This window comes from Chryseobacterium indologenes (genome assembly GCF_002025665.1).
In the GTDB taxonomy this organism is placed as follows: domain Bacteria; phylum Bacteroidota; class Bacteroidia; order Flavobacteriales; family Weeksellaceae; genus Chryseobacterium; species Chryseobacterium metallicongregator.
Genome location: NZ_CP018786.1, coordinates 1,444,228 through 1,463,169, shown reverse-complemented (window position 1 = coordinate 1,463,169; position 18,942 = coordinate 1,444,228). Strand labels below are relative to the sequence as shown.

General features: G+C 35.9%; 17 protein-coding genes and 1 riboswitch. Of the genes, 14 read left to right on the top strand and 3 right to left on the bottom strand.

Annotated elements, in window-relative coordinates:
• Positions 1-11: 11 nt before the first annotated feature.
• Positions 12-204: riboswitch (cobalamin riboswitch) on the top strand.
• Positions 205-266: 62 nt separating this feature from the next.
• Positions 267-1,373 carry a T9SS type A sorting domain-containing protein gene (locus BUE84_RS06660; RefSeq protein WP_079240958.1) on the top strand — a complete coding sequence of 369 codons (1,107 nt, stop codon included), beginning with the start codon at positions 267-269 and terminating at the stop codon, positions 1,371-1,373.
• Positions 1,374-1,725: 352 nt separating this feature from the next.
• Here BUE84_RS06660 and clpP read toward each other — a convergent pair whose 3' ends face one another.
• Both clpP and dnaG read right to left on the bottom strand, forming a co-directional pair.
• Positions 1,726-2,412, bottom strand: a complete 687-nt coding sequence (clpP, locus tag BUE84_RS06655; protein WP_027373257.1) for an ATP-dependent Clp endopeptidase proteolytic subunit ClpP — start codon at positions 2,410-2,412, stop codon at positions 1,726-1,728.
• Positions 2,413-2,523: 111 nt separating this feature from the next.
• A complete protein-coding gene (dnaG, locus tag BUE84_RS06650) occupies positions 2,524-4,512 on the bottom strand; it encodes a DNA primase (protein WP_079240957.1) in 1,989 nt (662 codons plus the stop codon).
• 213 nt (positions 4,513-4,725) lie between these two features.
• Between dnaG and tsaE the strand changes: the two genes are divergently transcribed.
• From tsaE to BUE84_RS06605, 9 genes are all read left to right on the top strand, one after another.
• Complete coding sequence (gene tsaE / locus BUE84_RS06645; RefSeq protein ID WP_079240956.1) at positions 4,726-5,133, top strand: tRNA (adenosine(37)-N6)-threonylcarbamoyltransferase complex ATPase subunit type 1 TsaE; 408 nt, start codon at positions 4,726-4,728, stop codon at positions 5,131-5,133.
• 67 nt (positions 5,134-5,200) lie between these two features.
• Positions 5,201-6,391, top strand: coding sequence for an alanine dehydrogenase (locus tag BUE84_RS06640; RefSeq protein ID WP_079240955.1), 1,191 nt, complete (start codon positions 5,201-5,203; stop codon positions 6,389-6,391).
• On the top strand, positions 6,391-6,762 hold the full coding sequence (locus BUE84_RS06635; RefSeq protein ID WP_079240954.1) for a DUF4258 domain-containing protein: 372 nt from the start codon (positions 6,391-6,393) through the stop codon (positions 6,760-6,762). The genes BUE84_RS06640 and BUE84_RS06635 overlap by 1 nt, the downstream gene beginning before the upstream one ends.
• 19 nt (positions 6,763-6,781) lie before the next feature.
• Positions 6,782-7,555 (top strand): histidine kinase, encoded by a 774-nt coding sequence (locus BUE84_RS06630; protein WP_079240953.1) that lies wholly within the window; start codon positions 6,782-6,784, stop codon positions 7,553-7,555.
• A complete protein-coding gene (locus BUE84_RS06625; protein ID WP_079240952.1) occupies positions 7,530-8,240 on the top strand; it encodes a LytR/AlgR family response regulator transcription factor in 711 nt (236 codons plus the stop codon). The genes BUE84_RS06630 and BUE84_RS06625 overlap by 26 nt, the downstream gene beginning before the upstream one ends.
• A 110-nt stretch (positions 8,241-8,350) precedes the next feature.
• Positions 8,351-8,740, top strand: coding sequence for a hypothetical protein (locus BUE84_RS06620; RefSeq protein ID WP_079243872.1), 390 nt, complete (start codon positions 8,351-8,353; stop codon positions 8,738-8,740).
• Positions 8,741-8,836: 96 nt separating this feature from the next.
• On the top strand, positions 8,837-11,125 hold the full coding sequence (locus BUE84_RS06615) for a cation:proton antiporter (RefSeq protein WP_238594379.1): 2,289 nt from the start codon (positions 8,837-8,839) through the stop codon (positions 11,123-11,125).
• A 104-nt stretch (positions 11,126-11,229) separates the two neighbouring features.
• Complete coding sequence (locus BUE84_RS06610) at positions 11,230-11,721, top strand: hypothetical protein (protein ID WP_079240951.1); 492 nt, start codon at positions 11,230-11,232, stop codon at positions 11,719-11,721.
• Between the two features lie 42 nt (positions 11,722-11,763).
• A complete protein-coding gene (locus BUE84_RS06605) occupies positions 11,764-12,291 on the top strand; it encodes a hypothetical protein (RefSeq protein ID WP_309522680.1) in 528 nt (175 codons plus the stop codon).
• A gap of 8 nt (positions 12,292-12,299) precedes the next feature.
• Here the strand turns inward: BUE84_RS06605 and BUE84_RS06600 are convergent, their stop codons facing one another.
• On the bottom strand, positions 12,300-12,947 hold the full coding sequence (locus tag BUE84_RS06600; protein ID WP_079240949.1) for a hypothetical protein: 648 nt from the start codon (positions 12,945-12,947) through the stop codon (positions 12,300-12,302).
• A 447-nt stretch (positions 12,948-13,394) separates the two neighbouring features.
• Between BUE84_RS06600 and BUE84_RS06595 the strand changes: the two genes are divergently transcribed.
• The 4 genes from BUE84_RS06595 (at position 13,395) to BUE84_RS06580 (ending at position 18,929) form a co-directional block, all read left to right on the top strand.
• Positions 13,395-14,417 carry a LysM peptidoglycan-binding domain-containing protein gene (locus BUE84_RS06595; protein WP_079240948.1) on the top strand — a complete coding sequence of 341 codons (1,023 nt, stop codon included), beginning with the start codon at positions 13,395-13,397 and terminating at the stop codon, positions 14,415-14,417.
• A gap of 1 nt (position 14,418) precedes the next feature.
• The gene (locus BUE84_RS24630; protein WP_185117016.1) at positions 14,419-15,270 is read left to right on the top strand and encodes a DUF4280 domain-containing protein; all 852 of its coding nucleotides are present in this window, start codon (positions 14,419-14,421) and stop codon (positions 15,268-15,270) included.
• A 90-nt stretch (positions 15,271-15,360) separates the two neighbouring features.
• Positions 15,361-17,976 (top strand): hypothetical protein, encoded by a 2,616-nt coding sequence (locus BUE84_RS24625; protein ID WP_185117015.1) that lies wholly within the window; start codon positions 15,361-15,363, stop codon positions 17,974-17,976.
• Positions 17,973-18,929, top strand: coding sequence for a hypothetical protein (locus BUE84_RS06580; RefSeq protein ID WP_079240946.1), 957 nt, complete (start codon positions 17,973-17,975; stop codon positions 18,927-18,929). Before BUE84_RS24625 ends, BUE84_RS06580 begins: the two co-directional genes overlap by 4 nt.
• The last annotated feature ends 13 nt before the right edge of the window (positions 18,930-18,942 follow it).

Below are 18,942 nucleotides of genomic sequence, written 5' to 3'. Positions count from 1 at the left end.
ATTTATATGATATATTTGCAGCGTTTTAGGGCTGAACAATGTTCATTAATAGGGAATCAGGTGAGAATACCATTCAAATCTTGAGCTGTACCCGCAACTGTAAACTATTCAAACTTACCGCAAAAAATACCACTGGACCTGAAAATCCGGGAAGGAAGCTGTAAGATGTGAGCCAGGAGACCTGCCGTAAAGCACCAGATTCAGAGAAAGAATTATTTCTCCTCTGAAGATAAGTTTCGGGAATAAAACTTTAAATTAATTATATCATGAGGAAAATCTATCTTTTTTTCTTACTGCTTTGCATGCAGCTATTGTCAGCCCAATTCACAGAAAACGACATTAAATTTTGGGTAGGAACAGGTTCTAAAAAAGCGTATTTCATTGCAGATTTTAATGATGACAGCACTCCCAATTCTTATGCATGGGGATATCGTTTTGACGGCGATGGCCTGATGATGGAAGATCTTATCAATGCAATTGTGGCAGCAGAATCCAAAATGCAGGTTGACATTCCTACAGGATATCTTTCTATTCTGAATTATAATCATCACACATCCACTACTGATGACAGCTGGATAACATGGTCTGGATCCAGTTCATCAAACATGACATGGAACAATGGTGTAGGCTATACTCCTTTGGTGGACGGAAAATGGTATGGGGTTACATACGGCCTTGATCATTATGATATTCCTCCCTCTCCTCCCGTTCCAGCCTACAGTTCTGCTTGGCTTACTCCATCTCAGGTTACTAACTGGTTGGGAAACGGAACTAATAAAAGTCTTGTCGTTATTGATTTCGGAACTGATAATGCCAACGGAAATGCCAATTCTTTTGTTTTTGGAATTAAATATAACGGAAATATAACAGCTGAACAGGCGTTACAACTGATTCAGTCTCAAGCTTCTTATTTTAACTTCACATCAGCAAACAATCAGATTGCTAATTTAGCATTGAATTCATTTACTGGAAATACTTCGGGATCAGACAGCTGGAAATTGTATAAGGGAAAAGATTTGTCAAGCTGGCAAGCGAAAACCAATCTTTCTCAGATCCAACTAAACAATAATGACTGGCTTGGATTGAGCTTTGGACAAAGAAGGCCATTTACTCCAACCGAAGCACAGCTAACGTTAGGAGTGTCTTCAGTTACAAAGAAAAAATTCAGTGTTTATCCAAACCCGGCAAGTGATTTTATTCAGATTGAAACGACTGAGAAACTGAAAGAAGTGAATATTTATTCTGTGACAGGACAGAAGATAATGACTTCTCAGGTTACTAAGATTGATATTCATTCTTTAAACTCAGGAGTTTATTTTGTGGAGATTAAAACATCTGAAAATACGACGATCCATAAGATTGTTAAGAAATAGAAAAAGTGCCATGAGGCGCTTTTTTGTGAGGATGTGGGTAAAATATACTGTTGAAGACCACCCCGTCAAAAATTCAAAGAATTTTTAACACCCCTCCAGAGGAGGGGAATTCTTACGTCTTCAGTTGAAACTTTGATTGGGATTGTAATTTTTCTCTCACATCTATTCTTGGATTATTATGGGTGGATTTCTGAGGAATGACAAACTGCATGCATAAACCATCATTCCAATTGTCTCATTCCGTAGGAATCTAAGCATATGGTAAATAAATTAAAATGAGTGATTACAATATTATAATCCAACAAAAAAAACCGCACCTATCTGGTGCGGTTTCTGATGATGTTACCATCAATTATTTTTTCTCAGTAGATCTTTGTAAAACCTCATCTACCATTCCGTAACCTTTAGCTTCTTCAGAAGTCATCCAGTAATCTCTGTCAGAAGATTTTTCTACCCACTCATATGTTTGTCCTGAGTGATGACCGATGATTTCATAAAGCTCCTGCTTCAATTTCAACATCTCTCTCAAGTTGATCTCCATATCAGAAGCAACTCCCTGAGCACCTCCTGAAGGCTGGTGAATCATTACTCTTGAGTGCTTAAGCGCAGAACGTTTTCCTTTTTCTCCGGCAACCAATAATACCGCTCCCATTGAAGCAGCCATACCTGTACAGATTGTTGCTACGTCCGGCTTAATGATCTGCATGGTATCATAAATACCTAAACCTGCATATACACTTCCACCAGGAGAGTTGATATAGATCTGAATATCTTTTGAAGGATCAGCACTTTCTAGGAATAAAAGCTGTGCCGTAACAATATTTGCTACCTGATCATCAATACCTGTTCCAAGGAAGATAATTCTGTCCATCATCAGACGGGAGAATACGTCCATTTGAGCAACGTTTAATCTTCTTTCTTCCATGATGTACGGAGTAAGATTCGTAGGCCCATACATTCCCATATACTGATCGGTAACCAAACCGTTGTTTCCTAAATGTTTTACAGAGAAATCTCTGAATTCTTTTTTAATGTCCATATTTCTATTATGTATTATTTTTTAAATATTCTCGAAGTTTAAATTACAATATTTATTCCTAAAATTTTATAGGACTTTTTGTCACAGAATACCCAAAAATCTGACGTCAAATTATCTTTTCCTATCTACATAAATCCCTTTAATAGGTGAATACTCGATAATATTATTCAATCGGATAGAAGCCTGCTTTAACAATGTAATCTTTTTGATCAGCTCATAATATTTTACCTCATCCGTATTGCTGTAATGATCAAGCTCTTTAGCCGTTTCCTTAATCAGATAGTCAATATATCTGTATTTATGCAGCAAAACATCTCCCTTAATCTGATCTGCCACTTTATCACCATAATTGGGAGGATAAATATTTCTGGAAGCCCAGTTTTCAAGCTCATCCAACGGGATCAGAGCATCTACAACCTTAGTAGTAATTTCTTCGTCCATAAAAGATACAAAAAAGTTTCCACTTCTCAGCTCATCTTTCTGAATCCCTTCCCTTACCTGAGTGATAATGATTTCATTACCTTTGACTAAAAATGCATATTGTTCTTCTTCAAAATGATGAAGAATTTCCTCAATGACTGTAATCTGATATTCTTCCCCCTGTTCATTTCTACGTTTCAGAATAATATCTCCAAATGCCAGCATGTGTTCAACAAGTTTGTTCTCCATGAACAATACATCATAGAGAAAAGGATCTTCTTTTTCCTGATCCAAAGGTACAACCTCCATCTTGGGAGCAGCTGTTTTTTCCTTCTGCTGCTGCTGAACATGATGGGTCTGATTCTGTGTGATCTGTTTCTGAACATCCAGTTCATTGAATAGACTCTGCTCGGAAAGTCCGAACTTGTTGGAAACTTCTTTAAGATAAACCTCTCTTTTCAGGGCATTCTGTACAAAGGAAACCGATTTTACAATGTCCCTTATGGCTTCTGCCTTTTTGATAGGATCATTTCCGATATCTCTTAACAGAATTTCCGCCTTAAAGTCGATGAAATCCATCGCTTCATTTTCGATGTACTTTTCAACGTATTCCTGCGGATGTTTTCTGGCAAAGGAATCCGGGTCGTCTCCATCAGGAAAAAGTAAAACACGGATATTCATTCCTTCGGTCAGAAGCATATCAATACTTCGGAAACTGGCTTTAATCCCGGCATTATCACCATCAAAAAGAATGGTTACGTTTTCTGTAAGCCTTTTAATCAGCTTGATCTGCTCTGTTGTCAAAGACGTTCCGGAACTTGCTACTACATTTTCAATTCCGGACATATGAAGTGAAATCACATCCATATACCCTTCCACCAAAAGACAGCCATTTTTTCTGGAAATAGCCTGCTTACTCTGGTTTAATCCGTAAAGAACATTGGATTTATGATAAATCTCCGTTTCCGGTGAGTTGAGATATTTCGCAGTTTTGACATTATTCTTCAGAATCCTTGCTCCAAAACCTAAAACTCTGCCGGAAAAACTATGAATAGGGAAAATTACCCTTTCTCTAAAACGGTCAACACCTGCCGGAGTATTTTCAGGAAAAATAGAAAGCCCCGACCTTTCAAGAATTTCTTTCGTATATCCTTTTTCCAGAGCATAAGTTGTAAAAGCATTCTTTTTCTCAGGAGAATACCCAAGCTGAAACTTCTTGATAATATCATCTTTCAACTCTCTTTCTTTGAAATAAGAAAGTCCAATGCTCCTCCCTTCATGATCATCCCAAAGAATCTCCTGGAAATAAGTGTTGGCAACCTCATGAATCTTATATAAAAGATCTTTTTCTGTCTGGGCATTTTTTGCTTCCTCAGAAATTTCACGCTGATCTTCTTCAATTTCAATTCCGTACTTTTTGGCAGCGTGGCGAAGTGCCTCAGGGTAAGTGAAATTTTCAATTTCCATAAGGAAAGAGATCGCTGTTCCCCCTTTTCCTGTTGAAAAGTCTTTCCAGATCTGTTTGCTTGGTGAAACAACAAAACTTGGAGACTTTTCTTCATGAAACGGACTGAGTCCTTTAAAGTTAGACCCTGCTCTTTTCAACTGCACGTATTCACCCACAATCTCTTCAACGCGGATTGTGGAGAATATCTTATCAATGGTCTGTTTGGAAATCATGCTGTAAAATTAAGTAATTTTATGGAGAAGTTGGAAGAGTTTCGGAGTTTGAGAGTCGGGAGGTTTGAGGGTTAGAGAGTATTTGAGGTTTAAAAGGGCTCATTTAGAATCCAACTTCTGGCGTCTGGCTTCCAGCCTATAATTATTAATTTCTATCTTCTAATCTCTCATTAAAAACTCATAAATCATTATTTTTGCAAAACAAATTAGTATATGCAGTTCACTATCAATACAATCGAAGACTGGCAGGAAGTTGTTGACAGCATCATTCCTCAATTAAAACATAATATTCTTTTATTAAAAGGAAATCTGGGAGCAGGTAAAACTACTTTCACACAATTTCTGCTTAAAAACATGGGCAGCAAAGATGAAGTAAACTCTCCTACGTATTCTATTGTGAATGAATACAATACAGAAAAAGGAAAAGTTTATCATTTTGATCTTTACCGTCTGAAAAACATTGAAGAAGTGTATGATATCGGAATTGAAGAATACCTGGATAACTCTTATTTGTGCATCATCGAATGGCCGGAAGTCTATGAAGAGGAGCTTTACGGCCTTAACTACCATACAATGAGCATAGTGAATACGGGTGAAAACAGAGAAATTTCATTCGATTAAATATTATGTATCTTTGCTCATTAATTGAGTGTAAAAAACAATCTGTAAGACATAATTTAATTTAAGGATGAGTACAAATATTTTTACTCCTTTCACAGAAGAAGAATTAATGCCGAAAGAGGAAAAATTGGATGTTATAAAAAAAGGAAAACAATTCAGTATTGGAATTCCTAAAGAAACCTGTCTCAACGAAAGGAGAACCTGCATTACTCCCGACGCCGTACAGGTGTTGGTAGAGCACGGCCATGAGATCATAATTGAAGCAGGGGCCGGAGAAGGTTCATTCTTTACAGATTTACAATATTCGGAATCTGGAGCGAAGATCACCAATGATCCTAAAGAAGCTTTCGGGCAGGATCTTATCCTGAAGGTGAATCCTCCTACAGAAGATGAAATTGAGTACATGAAACCGAATACATATCTGGTTTCTGCACTTCAGATTAATCTCAGAGATAAAGATTATTTCTTAAAGCTTGCAGAGAAAAAAATAAATGCCATCGCTTTTGAATTTATCGTTGATGAATACAAGCAATTGGCTTTGGTAAGATTAGTCGGTGAAATTGCAGGAACCGTTTCTATTTTATATGCCTCTGAATTATTAGCCTTATCAAATGGTTTAATGCTTGGAGGAATTACAGGAGTAAGACCTGCAGAAGTTGTGATCCTTGGCGCTGGAATTGTGGGAGAATTTGCTACAAAAGCAGCCATTGGTTTAGGAGCCAGTGTAAAGGTTTTCGATAACTCTTTATCAAAGCTTAGAAGGCTTCATACGATTGTTGACAGCCGTGTACCCACTTCTATTATTGATCCTAAAGAACTCAGCAAAAGTTTAAGACGTGCTGATGTAGTAATCGGAGCTCTTCCAAGATTAAACATGACGCCTATCGTTACTGAAGATATGGTCATGAAAATGAAAAAAGGCAGTGTCATCATTGATATCACGATAGATAATGGTAAAGTGATTGAAACTTCCGAATTAACAACCATGGAAGATCCTTACATCATCAAACACGGTGTTATCCATTGCGGACTTCCAAACCTTACCTCAAGAATGCCGAGAACCACCACCAAGGCCATCTCGAATTTCTTCCTTTCCTATATTTTAAATTATGACGAAGAGGGCGGCTTTGAAAACATGCTGATCCGCAAAAACGAAATGAAGCAGAGCTTATATATGTACAAAGGAAGACATACCAAAAAGATCATCTGCGACCGTTTCGGACTTACGTACCACGATATCAATCTTTTAATTTTCTAATGAAAAAACTGAAATTTTATGCAATAGGCTTCGTTCCGGGGCTTTTGATCGTATTTTTTATTTTAAACAAAAAAGGGGCAAGTTGCAGCGGATATTTACCGAACAGCCGTGTGATTGCTGAAAGTCTTTCCAAAGAATTCAAATATTCTGAAGAGGCTAAAAATGCAATGACGACCTACAAGATTGATGAGAAATTTATAAAAGACAGCATCATTACCAACGGAAAAGTAGACTTTGACCGTAGCCATGCACAGAAAAAACCATGTCCGGATTATCTTATCACTTATCCTGAAAAAAATCCGTCTTACGAAATCACTTTTGAAAAGTGTGAAGAAGCCGTGACGGTAAACGGTCTTAAAAAACTTAAATAGTTTTCAATAACCACAAGCTATGGACGGCAATTACTACATGATTCATGATTATCTGATATTCATCGGAGTTTTTGCCATTTTCCTGTTTCTGACAGTCAGCATTTATCTTTTTAGCCAGAATCAAAAGCTGAAACAGAGAAATACTAAACTAACAGAAACCAATAAACTTATTGAGCAGCGTCTGAATGAAGTTCGTCTGGAACATATTGGCACAAAGCTGAATCCTCATTTGTTTAAAAACATTCTGAATTCAGTACAGTCTCATGCCTATCAGACCTATATGTCACTGGATAAGCTGGCGAATGTGCTGGATTATATTTTATACGAAAGCAACAATAAGTATGTAAGCCCGAAAGAAGAGCTTAGTTTTGCTTTAAGCCTTATTGAGATTAATAAAATCAAGATCAATCCACTTTTTGACTTCAGAATCAAATCAAAGATTAATAAATTGGATGCTTTGTATGAAGAGAAGGTATTTGCTCCGCTGATCTCTGTGGATCTTATTGAAAATGCCTTCAAACATACAGATTTCCTTGCTCAGGACTCTTTCATTTCTATTTATATGGAGCTTGAAGGTGGAATTTTCACTATGAAAGTCAGCAATAAAGCTTCTCTGAAAAATATTCTGGAAAAAGAGAAAAGCGGTTTTGGAAGCCAGTCTTTTGATCAAAGGCTTAAAATGATCTACAGCACCTATTATCAGCTGGAAAGAAGCTCAAAAAATGGAATCTTTACTGCAGAATTAAAAATCAATTTAGGAGAATTCTATGATAAAATGCGTTATTCTGGATGATGAATTGCTGGCCATCAGCTATTTAAAACTTCTATGCGAGCAGATTGAGAATGTAGAAGTGGTAAAAGCATTCAATGATCCTAAAATCTTTCTGAATGAAATAGACAGCCTCGACTGTAATCTGTGTATTCTGGATATTGAAATGCCCGGAATGACAGGTCTTCAGGTGGCTGAGATTATCTCAGGTTCTAAAAAAATCATTTTTACAACAGCTTATAAAGAATATGCAGCCGAAGCTTTCGATTTGAATGTAGTGGATTATGTGAGAAAACCCATCAAAAAAGAAAGATTGATTCAAGCCTTCGAAAAAGCTAAAGAACTGGTAGAAAACACCCCTAAAAAAACTTTTATCGAGTGGAATACGAATATTGGAAAAACGGTTATATTCACAGAACAGATTTCCTACATCAAAACCTCTGAAATTGATAGCAGAGACAAAGATATTATCCTCAGTGACGGAACTACTATTGTACTAAAAAATCTGAATTTTAAAAACCTTCTGGAAATGCTTCCTGCAAAAGATTTTGCTCAGGTCAACAAAAAAGAGATTATTGCACTGTCATCCATTAAGATATTTTCAACCAACGAAATTATCACTACAATTCCTACGGAAGATCACTCTTTTCTGAAACTTCAGATTGGAGATGCTTATAAAAATTCCCTGATGGAGCTCTTCGGAAAATAGATCTTTTTCAAATCTTTCCGGTTTCGTTACAGAATATAAGTCCTTCATTACAACTCCCCTTTTTCAGTATTGAATCCCGTTAATTTTGTATGGAATTAATTGATTTTATAATGAAAAACTTTTTCTATGCTGCAGGACTTCTCATATCCGGCTTGTGTTTTTCCCAGGAAACCTCTTCAAAATTGAAGGTCTCTTTTTTTGACGGAATAGCAGTAGGCGGATATTTAGATCATGGTGCTTACCTCAACTTTACAGGTCCTAATGTAAATATTACCCACAAAAATCTAAAATTCATTCTAGGAATGCTTCCTTCCCTGAGAATTAAAGAAGACCACTCTTCCGGAACCAAAAACAGCCCTATTATGCCTACGCTGGGAGCAGGTCTTACAGTAGTATATAAAAAGATAGCCTTCCAGATCCCTGCCTATTACAATACCAAGACAGCGGATCAGAATGGGAACTGGAAAATAGGTTTTGGAATGGGTTATTCATTCAAATAGATTTTATTACATTTTTTAGAACATTCATTACATTTAAAAAAAAAGAGTATTTAACATAACTATATTCTTATCAAATTTGCATAAAATATTGGAATCATGAATTTGGGGAAATACAAAAATATTATTTTTTACATCAGTACCATCGCCTTCTTTTCTTGCCTGATGTACTGGTTTTTTATCCAGGGAAAAACACTGGAAATTGGGGAAAACATTACTCCGAGCAAAGCTACAGGGACTACAATGTGGGAAAATTTTGAGGACTCTTTTCTTACCAATCTTCATCATCCTCTAGCACTTCTTCTTGCCCAAATTGTAACCATTATACTCGTCGCTAAACTTTTCGGATGGATCTGTATAAAACTGAAACAACCTTCCGTAATTGGTGAAATGATTGCAGGTATTGTTTTAGGGCCGTCACTTTTCGGATTGTATTTCCCGGAACTTTCTGCTTTTATCTTTCCTAAAGAATCACTTCCCAATCTGCAGTTTTTGAGCCAGATCGGTCTGATTCTCTTCATGTATATTGTGGGAATGGAGCTTGACCTGAGCGTTTTGAGAAAAAAAGCACATGATGCCGTGGTGATCAGCCACGCGAGTATTATTTTTCCTTTTGCACTGGGAGTTGGGCTTTCTTATTTTATTTATAAAGAATTTGCACCGGAAGGAATTCAATTCAGTTCCTTTGCCTTATTTATAGCCATTGCGATGAGTATTACCGCATTTCCGGTTCTGGCAAGAATCGTTCAGGAGCGAAATCTTCATAAAACAAAAATAGGAACAGTTGTTATTACCTGTGCAGCCGCTGATGATATTACGGCATGGTGTATTTTAGCAGCAGTAATTGCGGTGGTGAAAGCAGGGTCTTTCTCAGGATCAGTATTCGTAATCCTAATGGCTATTCTGTATGTTTTCATTATGATCAAAGCGGTAAGACCATTCCTGAACAGAATTGCAGAGTCTCAGAAAGGTAAAGGTTTTATCAACAAATCGCTGGTGGCTATCTTTTTCCTGATTCTGATTATTTCTTCTTATGCCACTGAGGTTATTGGTATCCACGCTCTTTTTGGAGCATTCATGGCCGGAGCGATCATGCCGGAAAACATTAAATTCAGAAACCTGTTTATAGAAAAAGTAGAAGATGTTGCCCTGGTTTTATTATTACCTTTATTCTTTGTGTTTACAGGATTAAGAACCCAGATCGGGCTATTGAATGACCCTCATCTTTGGAAAATCGGAGGATTGATTATTTTAACAGCTGTTACAGGGAAATTCGTTGGAAGCGCCCTTACTGCAAGGTTTTTGAGAATAAGCTGGAAGGACAGCCTCACCATTGGTGCTTTAATGAACACCAGAGGGCTTACAGAACTTATCGTTCTTAATATTGGTTATGACTTAGGAGTACTGGGGCCTGAACTTTTTGCAATGCTCGTGATCATGGCTTTATTTACAACGTTTATGACAGGGCCGTGCTTGGATCTTATCAATTATCTTTTCAAAGGAAAGAAGTCAATGATAGAAGAAGATGAACATGAAGATAACGATACGAAATACAGAGTTCTTCTCTCTTTCGAAACAGCAAAAGCAGGAAGCAAACTATTGAAACTTGCAGACAATTTCACCCATAAAATGAATGGTAATAAAAGCGTAACAGCCATGAACATTGCCCCTGTGGATGAACTACATGCCTTTGATATTGAAAATTTTGAAAAAGAACAGTTTAAAAATGTTATTGAAACCTCCCATGAGCTTCAGCTTGAAGTGACTACTCTTTTCAAAGCTTCTACCGATGTTGAAAGTGACCTCACGAATATTACCAATAAAGGAAACTATGATCTTCTACTTATCATGCTTGGAAAATCTATGTATGAAGGAAGTTTGCTGGGAAGACTTCTTGGATTTACCACGAAAATTATTAATCCTGAAAAATTATTAAACACCGTAAAAGGAAAAGGTAATATTTTCAACAACTCTCCTTTTGATGATCTTACGCTTCAGGTTTTAGATAAAGCAACCATTCCTGTGGGAATCCTTGTTGATAAAGAATTTAAAACAGCAGACAAGATCTTTGTTCCGATTTTTAATCTAAGTGACTTTTACCTTCTTGAATATGCGAAAAGGCTGATCAACAATAATAATTCTCAGGTTATTATTTTAGATGCTGCAGGACAGATCAGAAATAATATTGAGGTGAAAGAACTCATCAGAAGTATTGAACAGGTAGCTCCTAATCATATTACGCTGTATAATGAGAAAAAGATTGAAAAAGAGTTTCTGAACTCTCAGGACCTGATGCTGATCAGTAGTAAAAGCTGGAAAAATCTGATCGATACCAAGAGTCTTTGGCTGTCTGATATCCCATCAACACTAATAATATCAAATCCATAACACAATAACACACACCGATATTTCTATTTCTATTGAAGCTGTAAATATTATTCGTTGTCTGTAAAGAAAAAACGGGTATATTTATAGCTTCAATTTTTTGGGACATGCTGATTAACAGTGAAAATGGAGTTATAGAGCTGGAAGCCTTTGCTACCACACTTTATAAAGGAATGAGTCTTGATCAGCTGAAACAGTCTGATTTTTATAAAGAAAAGTATCATACTCTCTGGGATGTAAAAACCGGATTTTATTGGTATTATTTTAAGAATATAGAAATATCGGGCTACCAGCTAGCTTTCAGTTTGTGCTTTTTTGGAGATCAATTGGATATCATCCATATGAACACCTCTGAAAAGGCTGATGCAAAAGACTGGAATGAATGGACAGAGGAAAAAGAAATGAATGTTTTCCGTCGGAATAATACTTTTCTGACCAAAGTCCTTGGAATATCACCCACCCAAAAAAAGAAAACACCTTACCCAAGCTGCACCTTCAACTTTCCCTGGGGAAATGTATGGTCGGTCTACGATCCGCGAAGTGCCAGCAGCTTTATGGGAATCAGTTTTAATGAAGAGGAAAAAACAAATAAAAAATAACTTATAACCAAAGAATAAGATAATACTATGTGCCGATACTCCATGATGGTTTACAAAGGTCATTATGCCTGTTTCAACTGCCAGAAAACATTCAAACGACGCCATCTGAAAGATGTGGACCGTGATGCTCAGGTTTCTGTAGAAGCCAAATGCCCGGAATGTGGAAGTCTGATGGCTAATATGGGACTGGACTTTAAATCGCCGGCAAAAAATGATGATAAACAATGGGCGCACATCAAAGATCTGTATACGGTTGGAATCACCTTCCATTCCTGTGGATGTTCCGGACCAGGGTATATTCCTCAGGACAGGAAAGCTATTATTAATTATCTTGAAAAAATCCGCTCAGAATATATGCATGCATTGGTATTCTGGAGATACCGCATAGAACCCGAAAATAAAAAAGAACGCGAACTGGATTATCAAAAAAACAGAGGTCATCTATGGACGGTCAATCATAATGCTTTTAAAGAAACGGTAACCAATCAGGAAGGAATTAATTATTGGCTTAAAAGGATTAATGAAGTGGAAGAAAGACTTAACATTATCAAGGCAGATCAACAGAAATAATCTGCATATTATTCGGCCAACTTCAAAAGCCTTTTAAAATCCTCTTTTATTTTTTTTTCCTGTTCAGCCGGATAATCCGCACTGATAGTAAATCCGCGCCCAGCAGTATTATTGATGAAAATAATATTCCCGTTTTCAAAATAATTCCGGGTTAAAGTAATTTCTGACTTTTTAAAATCAAAGGCTTCCGTATCCTTATTCTCTTTCATTGCTTTGGTATCATAAAAAAGCGGTCGGTTATACCTGTATTCTTTCTCGAAAACAAAAGATAGTTGTCCATTTAACAGATAATATTCGATCAGTACCTGCCCCATTTCTCCGTAATGTCTGGCAATCACTTTTTCCAGCTTTTTATGGGTGTAATAAAATACAGCTTCCCCACCTTCTGCTGATTCCCCTTCAATATCCTTCTTTTTGACAGAAGTCCATTTTGTCATGGAATTGATTCTTTTAAAATTAGCCTGAATAGGTTTCAACCGGTCTTTTAAATCTTCAGTTTTGGCAGTATCTTTTTCGTTGAATGTTTCTTTAATCTTTACCGTATCTTTTGCTTTAGTGGTGAAAAAAACAGAAGACTTCTCTCTAAATTCCTGAGCATTTCCCAAACTTAAACCAGTCAATACAATGAAAACTCCGTATAAAAATCTATTCTTCATATTTGCTTTTTTATAGCTTTAAAATTAATAATAACTTTTGTTTGTATTGTATATCATGAAACCACAAAAGTCACAAAAGTTTCTTATTTGCTTATTTTAAGTTACAACTCAAGCTTTGAAAACTATTATAAGCGCTTAGATTCCTATGGAATGACATAATTGAATGATGGTTTATCCCTACAGTTTATCATTCCGTAGGAATCCAGCCGCATTAAAACAACAAGAAAAGCCTCAACAAAAACTCCAATCCTGACTAAAACCACAACTGAAGACGTTATAATTCCCCTCCTCCGGAGGGGTGGCAAAAATTCAAAGAATTTTTGACGGGGTGGTTTTCTGTACAACATCAATCTCGTGTCGTAATTCTACGACAATTTCTAAAATTTAACCTCAAAAATGAATTTCCAATAGAGTTTTTTAATAGCTTTATCAGATAATTCACATTGGATGGAAATTGATTTCTTACAATATCAGGTACGAAATGGAGACACGCTGACCTCTATCGCTTCCCGGCTTGGCATGACCAGTGAGGAGCTAAAACTCTTTCACAATTCCCATTGTCAAAAGATGGATACAGTCTGGTTTGAAAGCCTCAATGAAGTGAAAAACATCTTTGTTCCTACAAATTTTAAAACCAAGGAACAAAAAGAGCAGGAAAGAAAAAATACTTTTCCTTCTCTGTGGTCTGATTCTTTTTTTGCTAAAAGATATACAGTAAACGAAACTTTTGAAAGTCCGTATGAATCTTCGGTCAACATCAGTTATACCATTGAGCTCAATCTTCGCAAAGATAAAAATACAGGTCGGTATATTCTGAGTTATCTTCAAAGCGATTTTAAATCTGACGGAAATACACCTGATGATAAGGTAAGCAGTATTTCCATTGTATGCATGCAAAGTATTATGCCTCTTGAATTTGTCATCAATGAACAGGGTAAGATCACCGGATTTGCAGACCATAAGAAAATGACAGACACTTTTTTCGAACAACGTAAAGAACTTGAGGAATTTTATGTAGGTGAAATTTTTCAAAACTATATGAATACGTTTGAAAGAAATATCAACGATGAAATGTTTTTATTAAAGCAGTTTCAGAGTACACTCCTGTTTCAGACCCTGTTTCCAAAGATAGAATGGTTTCAGAAGAAGGCAAGCTGGAAAGAATCTTTCTATTTAATACAAAACTCTTTTCCTGTACAATGTGAACTTAATATTGAACAGTCAAACGATGATGAAAACTCTGCTTTGACTATTTTAAACGGTAAAATCACAGAACGATGCACTTCACAGGAGATTATACGCGGCATTAAGTTTAAAGATTCTGTGGCTGAAGCGGCTTCAGGAACTACTATATTAGAATACACCACACACACCAAAAATAAGACCCTACTTCAGGCGAAAGCATCTGTTGTACTCAGTCATGAAGAAGGGTTGATACACCAACATCACATCAATATAACACAAGGATAATATGAAAAATTATGTCACACAGAAAGGCGATACATTCAGTTCTCTGACCCGGCAGTTTAAGCTGAAAAATGAGGACATTTTGAAAACCTATCATAATCTTCACTGCCCACCGGAAGACGTTATGCAGGAAGCTGTTCCAGGAAAAACGATTTTAATTCCGGAAGATCCTCAGCTTATGGCTGAAGAAATGGAACCTCAAAACACGTCTAACTCTTCACAGCAGGAATCTGCAGAGGAAATGTCCGCAAGTGAAGAAAACCCTACAGAAGAGAAGCCTGAAGACGGAGAACAGACATCTGAAAATACGGAACAGCAATCTGATAAAGAGGAAAAAAAAGATAAAAAAGAAGACAGTGGATCCAGTCCTCACGAAGGAAAATATTTCATCGTGCAGAAAGGGACAGTGCAATGCAATCAGGGATTTAAATTTCCAAAATTTAAAGTAACCAGCCATCAGAAACATTACTGGAATGATGAGGAAGGACAGGTAGACTATCTCGCTGTAACGGAAGATGATCTTCAGCTTGATCCTGCTGCACAACCATTCGGACAGTGTAAACTTAAGCCTACTTCCGGAGGATATCTTCCCTGTGCTTACGCTCCTGCCGGAAAATGGCAGAAAACGTATGAAAAAGTAAAAGTCATGGGAAAAAGCTGCCTTACGGAGATTTCAGAACTGATGTGCAGCACAGGAGGAAAAATAACGATTCTCAAGCACGGGCAGCAAAGTGAAACCAGCAAAAGCCAGGTGGGGAAAGCGAATACGCAGGAACAGCAAGTCTACAACCCTGTTGTAGATTTTGATGCATTCAAGGAGGATACAAAAGGTATAGACGAACTTTATTACAGCTAAGCCATGACAGGAAATATTATCGGGAATCAGAATCCTATGGTAGGAAAAACCTATCCCTACGAAATACAACCTTCCGGCCTCTCATTCGGGTTGAAAGGAGAATATGAATGGCATCTTTATAAAAAACAAAAAAACGGAGCCTGGAAAGATATCACCAACCAACCCAAAACCGGTGAAAAAGTAACCTACAACTTTGGAGAAATAGCACTGGGAATAGAATTTCAAATGAAAGTCTACGAGACTAAGAAAGGAATTTTACCTGGACTTTCCACAACTAAAGAATTGGTTGCCAGCATCATATTAATACCTACCAGTAATAAAGTTTCAAAAATAGATAAAGTAGTGCTCTTTAACAGAGAAGGAACGAATGTTAATAAAGCCAGTTATCGTGATACTCTGGTTGCTCAGGCTCACTGCATCGCCATGTTTAATAAAGAGATTGAATTCCATCTTTGGGAGGATGATGCGCCTGGAAAAGGTCATGACCCTGTTATCAATAAAAATAACCGCCATACCCGAAGTTATAAGGCCCGGGTTAATGAAAAAGGGATTGCAGAAGTACAAATACCTTTGATGTCTGATGAAAAAATCCTTCGTCAGATAGCCAATCAGTTTATGATGAGAGGTGATAAAAATGAAGGAGCCCATCACGAATACTATGTTACAGCAACTTACTCAGGGAAAATTCAGGGAGCCAGCCAGGTGAATGTAGATGTTGCCAATCCGGATTATAAAGGACAACCTCAAAATAATCCAAAGCCTAAACCTCAGCCTCAAAAAGACACTCCAAAATTCCCGTCCGGACAAGGAGGCGCACCCAAACAGTCCGATCCTAAGGGAAATATTATAGAAGCTGTTTTTATTGATGATACCGGAAAAGAGCTTTCCAAAGTCGCTGTAGGAGATAAAGTGAGGGTAAGAATTCACTCTAAAAATATGGTGGGGAAACACATCCAGTATGTAGTTTGGGAATATGACACTACTTCCAACGATGAAGTCTACAGAAGTGGAAATATTAAAATTCCTGCCGATGTATGTGACACTTCAGGATTTGTCATTAGCAAAGATATTTTTGGAAAAGGAATAGACTCTCGTATCGGCGATCCGGATGCAAATAAACAAAACTATTTTATAGAAATTATCTCTAAAGAACTATCCGCTGAATCTCAGAAATTTGGGGTAAATTCGGAGGGCTTGATGGAAGTGGAGAAGGTGAAGAGTGCGGCGGGGGTGCAGAAAACGGAAAAACCTGAAAAACAAGGAAGTTGTATTTGCCAGGAACAATATAAAGACTTAGTTTGGGGAGGAAAAGTGAGTTGTGAGTTTAGGAAGAAAGTGATACAAATCGCAAAAAACTTGGAATTGCCACAGAAAAATTATGAAGGGGCTAATTGGTTAATGACAATTATGGCTCTAGAATCGGCATATTCATTCAGCCCTAAATGTGGAACTTTTGGAAAAAATCCTGATGAAAATAGTAAATATAAATATATTGGGTTAATACAATTTGGAAAAGCGGCTGCAGAGGAAATAGGAACAACAAGAACCCATTTAATGTCATTAACTGCAGAGCAACAATTAGACTATGTTGAAAAACATTTTAAGAAGAAAATATATCAAAATTTATTAAAAAATAGAACTGCACTTTACTTAGCTGTAAATTACCCAAACTCTACATCTCATGCATCTGAAAGAAACTATGTTGTTTATGATAACACAAAAGATGCATATGATGACAACCCAATGTTTAAAAGAGAGACACACGAGTTTTGGATTGATAAAGCTGGTAAAAAACAATACTATAAGGGTAAGGAAGGGAAATCTTATGTTTGGGAATTCGAAGAGGCATTAAAAGAAGTAGAGGAATTAGGACAATCTAATAAAACAAAGACTTTCACATGCGACAATAATAGTACAAAAAATGATAATATTAGTGCAAAAGATATTGTCACTTATCATATATATCATGATAACAAAATTGAAAAACATATACCTAAAAAAATAAAAGAAGGTAATGAAACTAAATATAAATATGTCTATCACGATTCAAAAGGAAATGAGCATGAAATAACTACTGTAGATTGGCATACAACTAGAGAAAAAGGTGTTGGACAAGTTTATAAAACTAAACCAACTCATGCAAAAGTTCTTTCTGATCAAAATGTTTCTGAAGGAAATACATCTAGACGTGTAAAATATGAAAACGGAGATATTGCAGAATATGGAACTCATCCTAAAAAAGGAATTATTTGGTTATTATATAAAGCAGGAAAAAATAATGTTGAATTAATTAAAATGCCAGATAGTTTAAATTATAAAAAAGATGGAGTTTATATTGCTTATAGCTTTTCAAAAACTCAAAGAAGATATACTGGAGCTGATTCTTTTGCTGGATTTATTGGATATTTAGCTAAATCTGGATACAAACTAACCACAACGGGTAGTTGTTTTTCTGAAGGATCAAGCTTTCCCAGTCAAGAACATTGTAATGGAAGAAGTGTAGATACACTTTATTTAAGTATAGTTGAACAGGATCAAAAGGTAATCGACAGTGCAATATTTTTCCATTTTACAGAAGTTTTAAAGGGAGTAAATGCTTACTGCCAAAAACTAAAAAGAGCTGGTAATGGAGGTTCCCTTCACAATAGTCATTTACATTCTGGAAATTTTAATAGTAGTGTTATAAAAACAATTAAAGAAAAATGAAAAACCTAATTATTTTATTATCATTCTTAAGTATTTTTTCTTGCAAAAAAGCGCAAGAAAAAATTTCAAAACCATCTTTCTCCCAAGAAATTTCCATTGATAAAAATTGGAATGGTGATGCGTTAATTTCAGATTTGAATTTTGTAAAATCTATAAACCCTACTTGTAAATTAAAAACTACTTTTTTTAATAGATCGGAAAAACAAGTTGAAGAGGATGATTCTAAATGTGCCTTATCTAAAATTAAATTCGATTACGAAAAGTTAAACTCTTTAAATAAAAAAAGCAATATTGGAAAAATTGCTTCTAATATAGAATTATTTATTAAAAATACTGTCCCTAAAAGTGATAATGCAGATTTAAGTTACCAAACGACATTGTATATTGAAAAAAATAAAACAACAACTGACTCGATTGTTATTTACCAATCTTTTAATTTTTCAGAAGCATTAACTGTAAAAACAAAGTATTATTACCTTGATAAAAGTGAAATTCACTTATTAGATATAGTAGAAGATGAATCTGGAACAAATGTTGAAAAATGGGAACATTATAAAATAAATTCTTTAGGCAAAATATCGTTAGTACAACAAAAAACTTTCTCGAAAGATAATAATATTACGAAAACAGATATTAATTTCTGGAAAGGGGAATATCATTTTGAAGCATCAAATAGAGATGAAGCAAAAACAATTTTTAACATCACAATAAATTCTCTTGAAGATATTTCTGTAGATGTTACTGAAGAAGGAATCAAAAATACATATTCCCAATTAAAAGCTGAAGAAGTCAATAATCAAAAAATTAAAATAAAATATGATAATTCTTCTGAAGATATGGGAATTATTTATATTGAGAAATCTGATGACAGTTATTTTATTTCGGGGAATCCAATATATTTTATCAATCCTGGAAATAATGAAATGCCTTTACAAAAATTAAAAAATAAATAATTCTCTTTTTTTA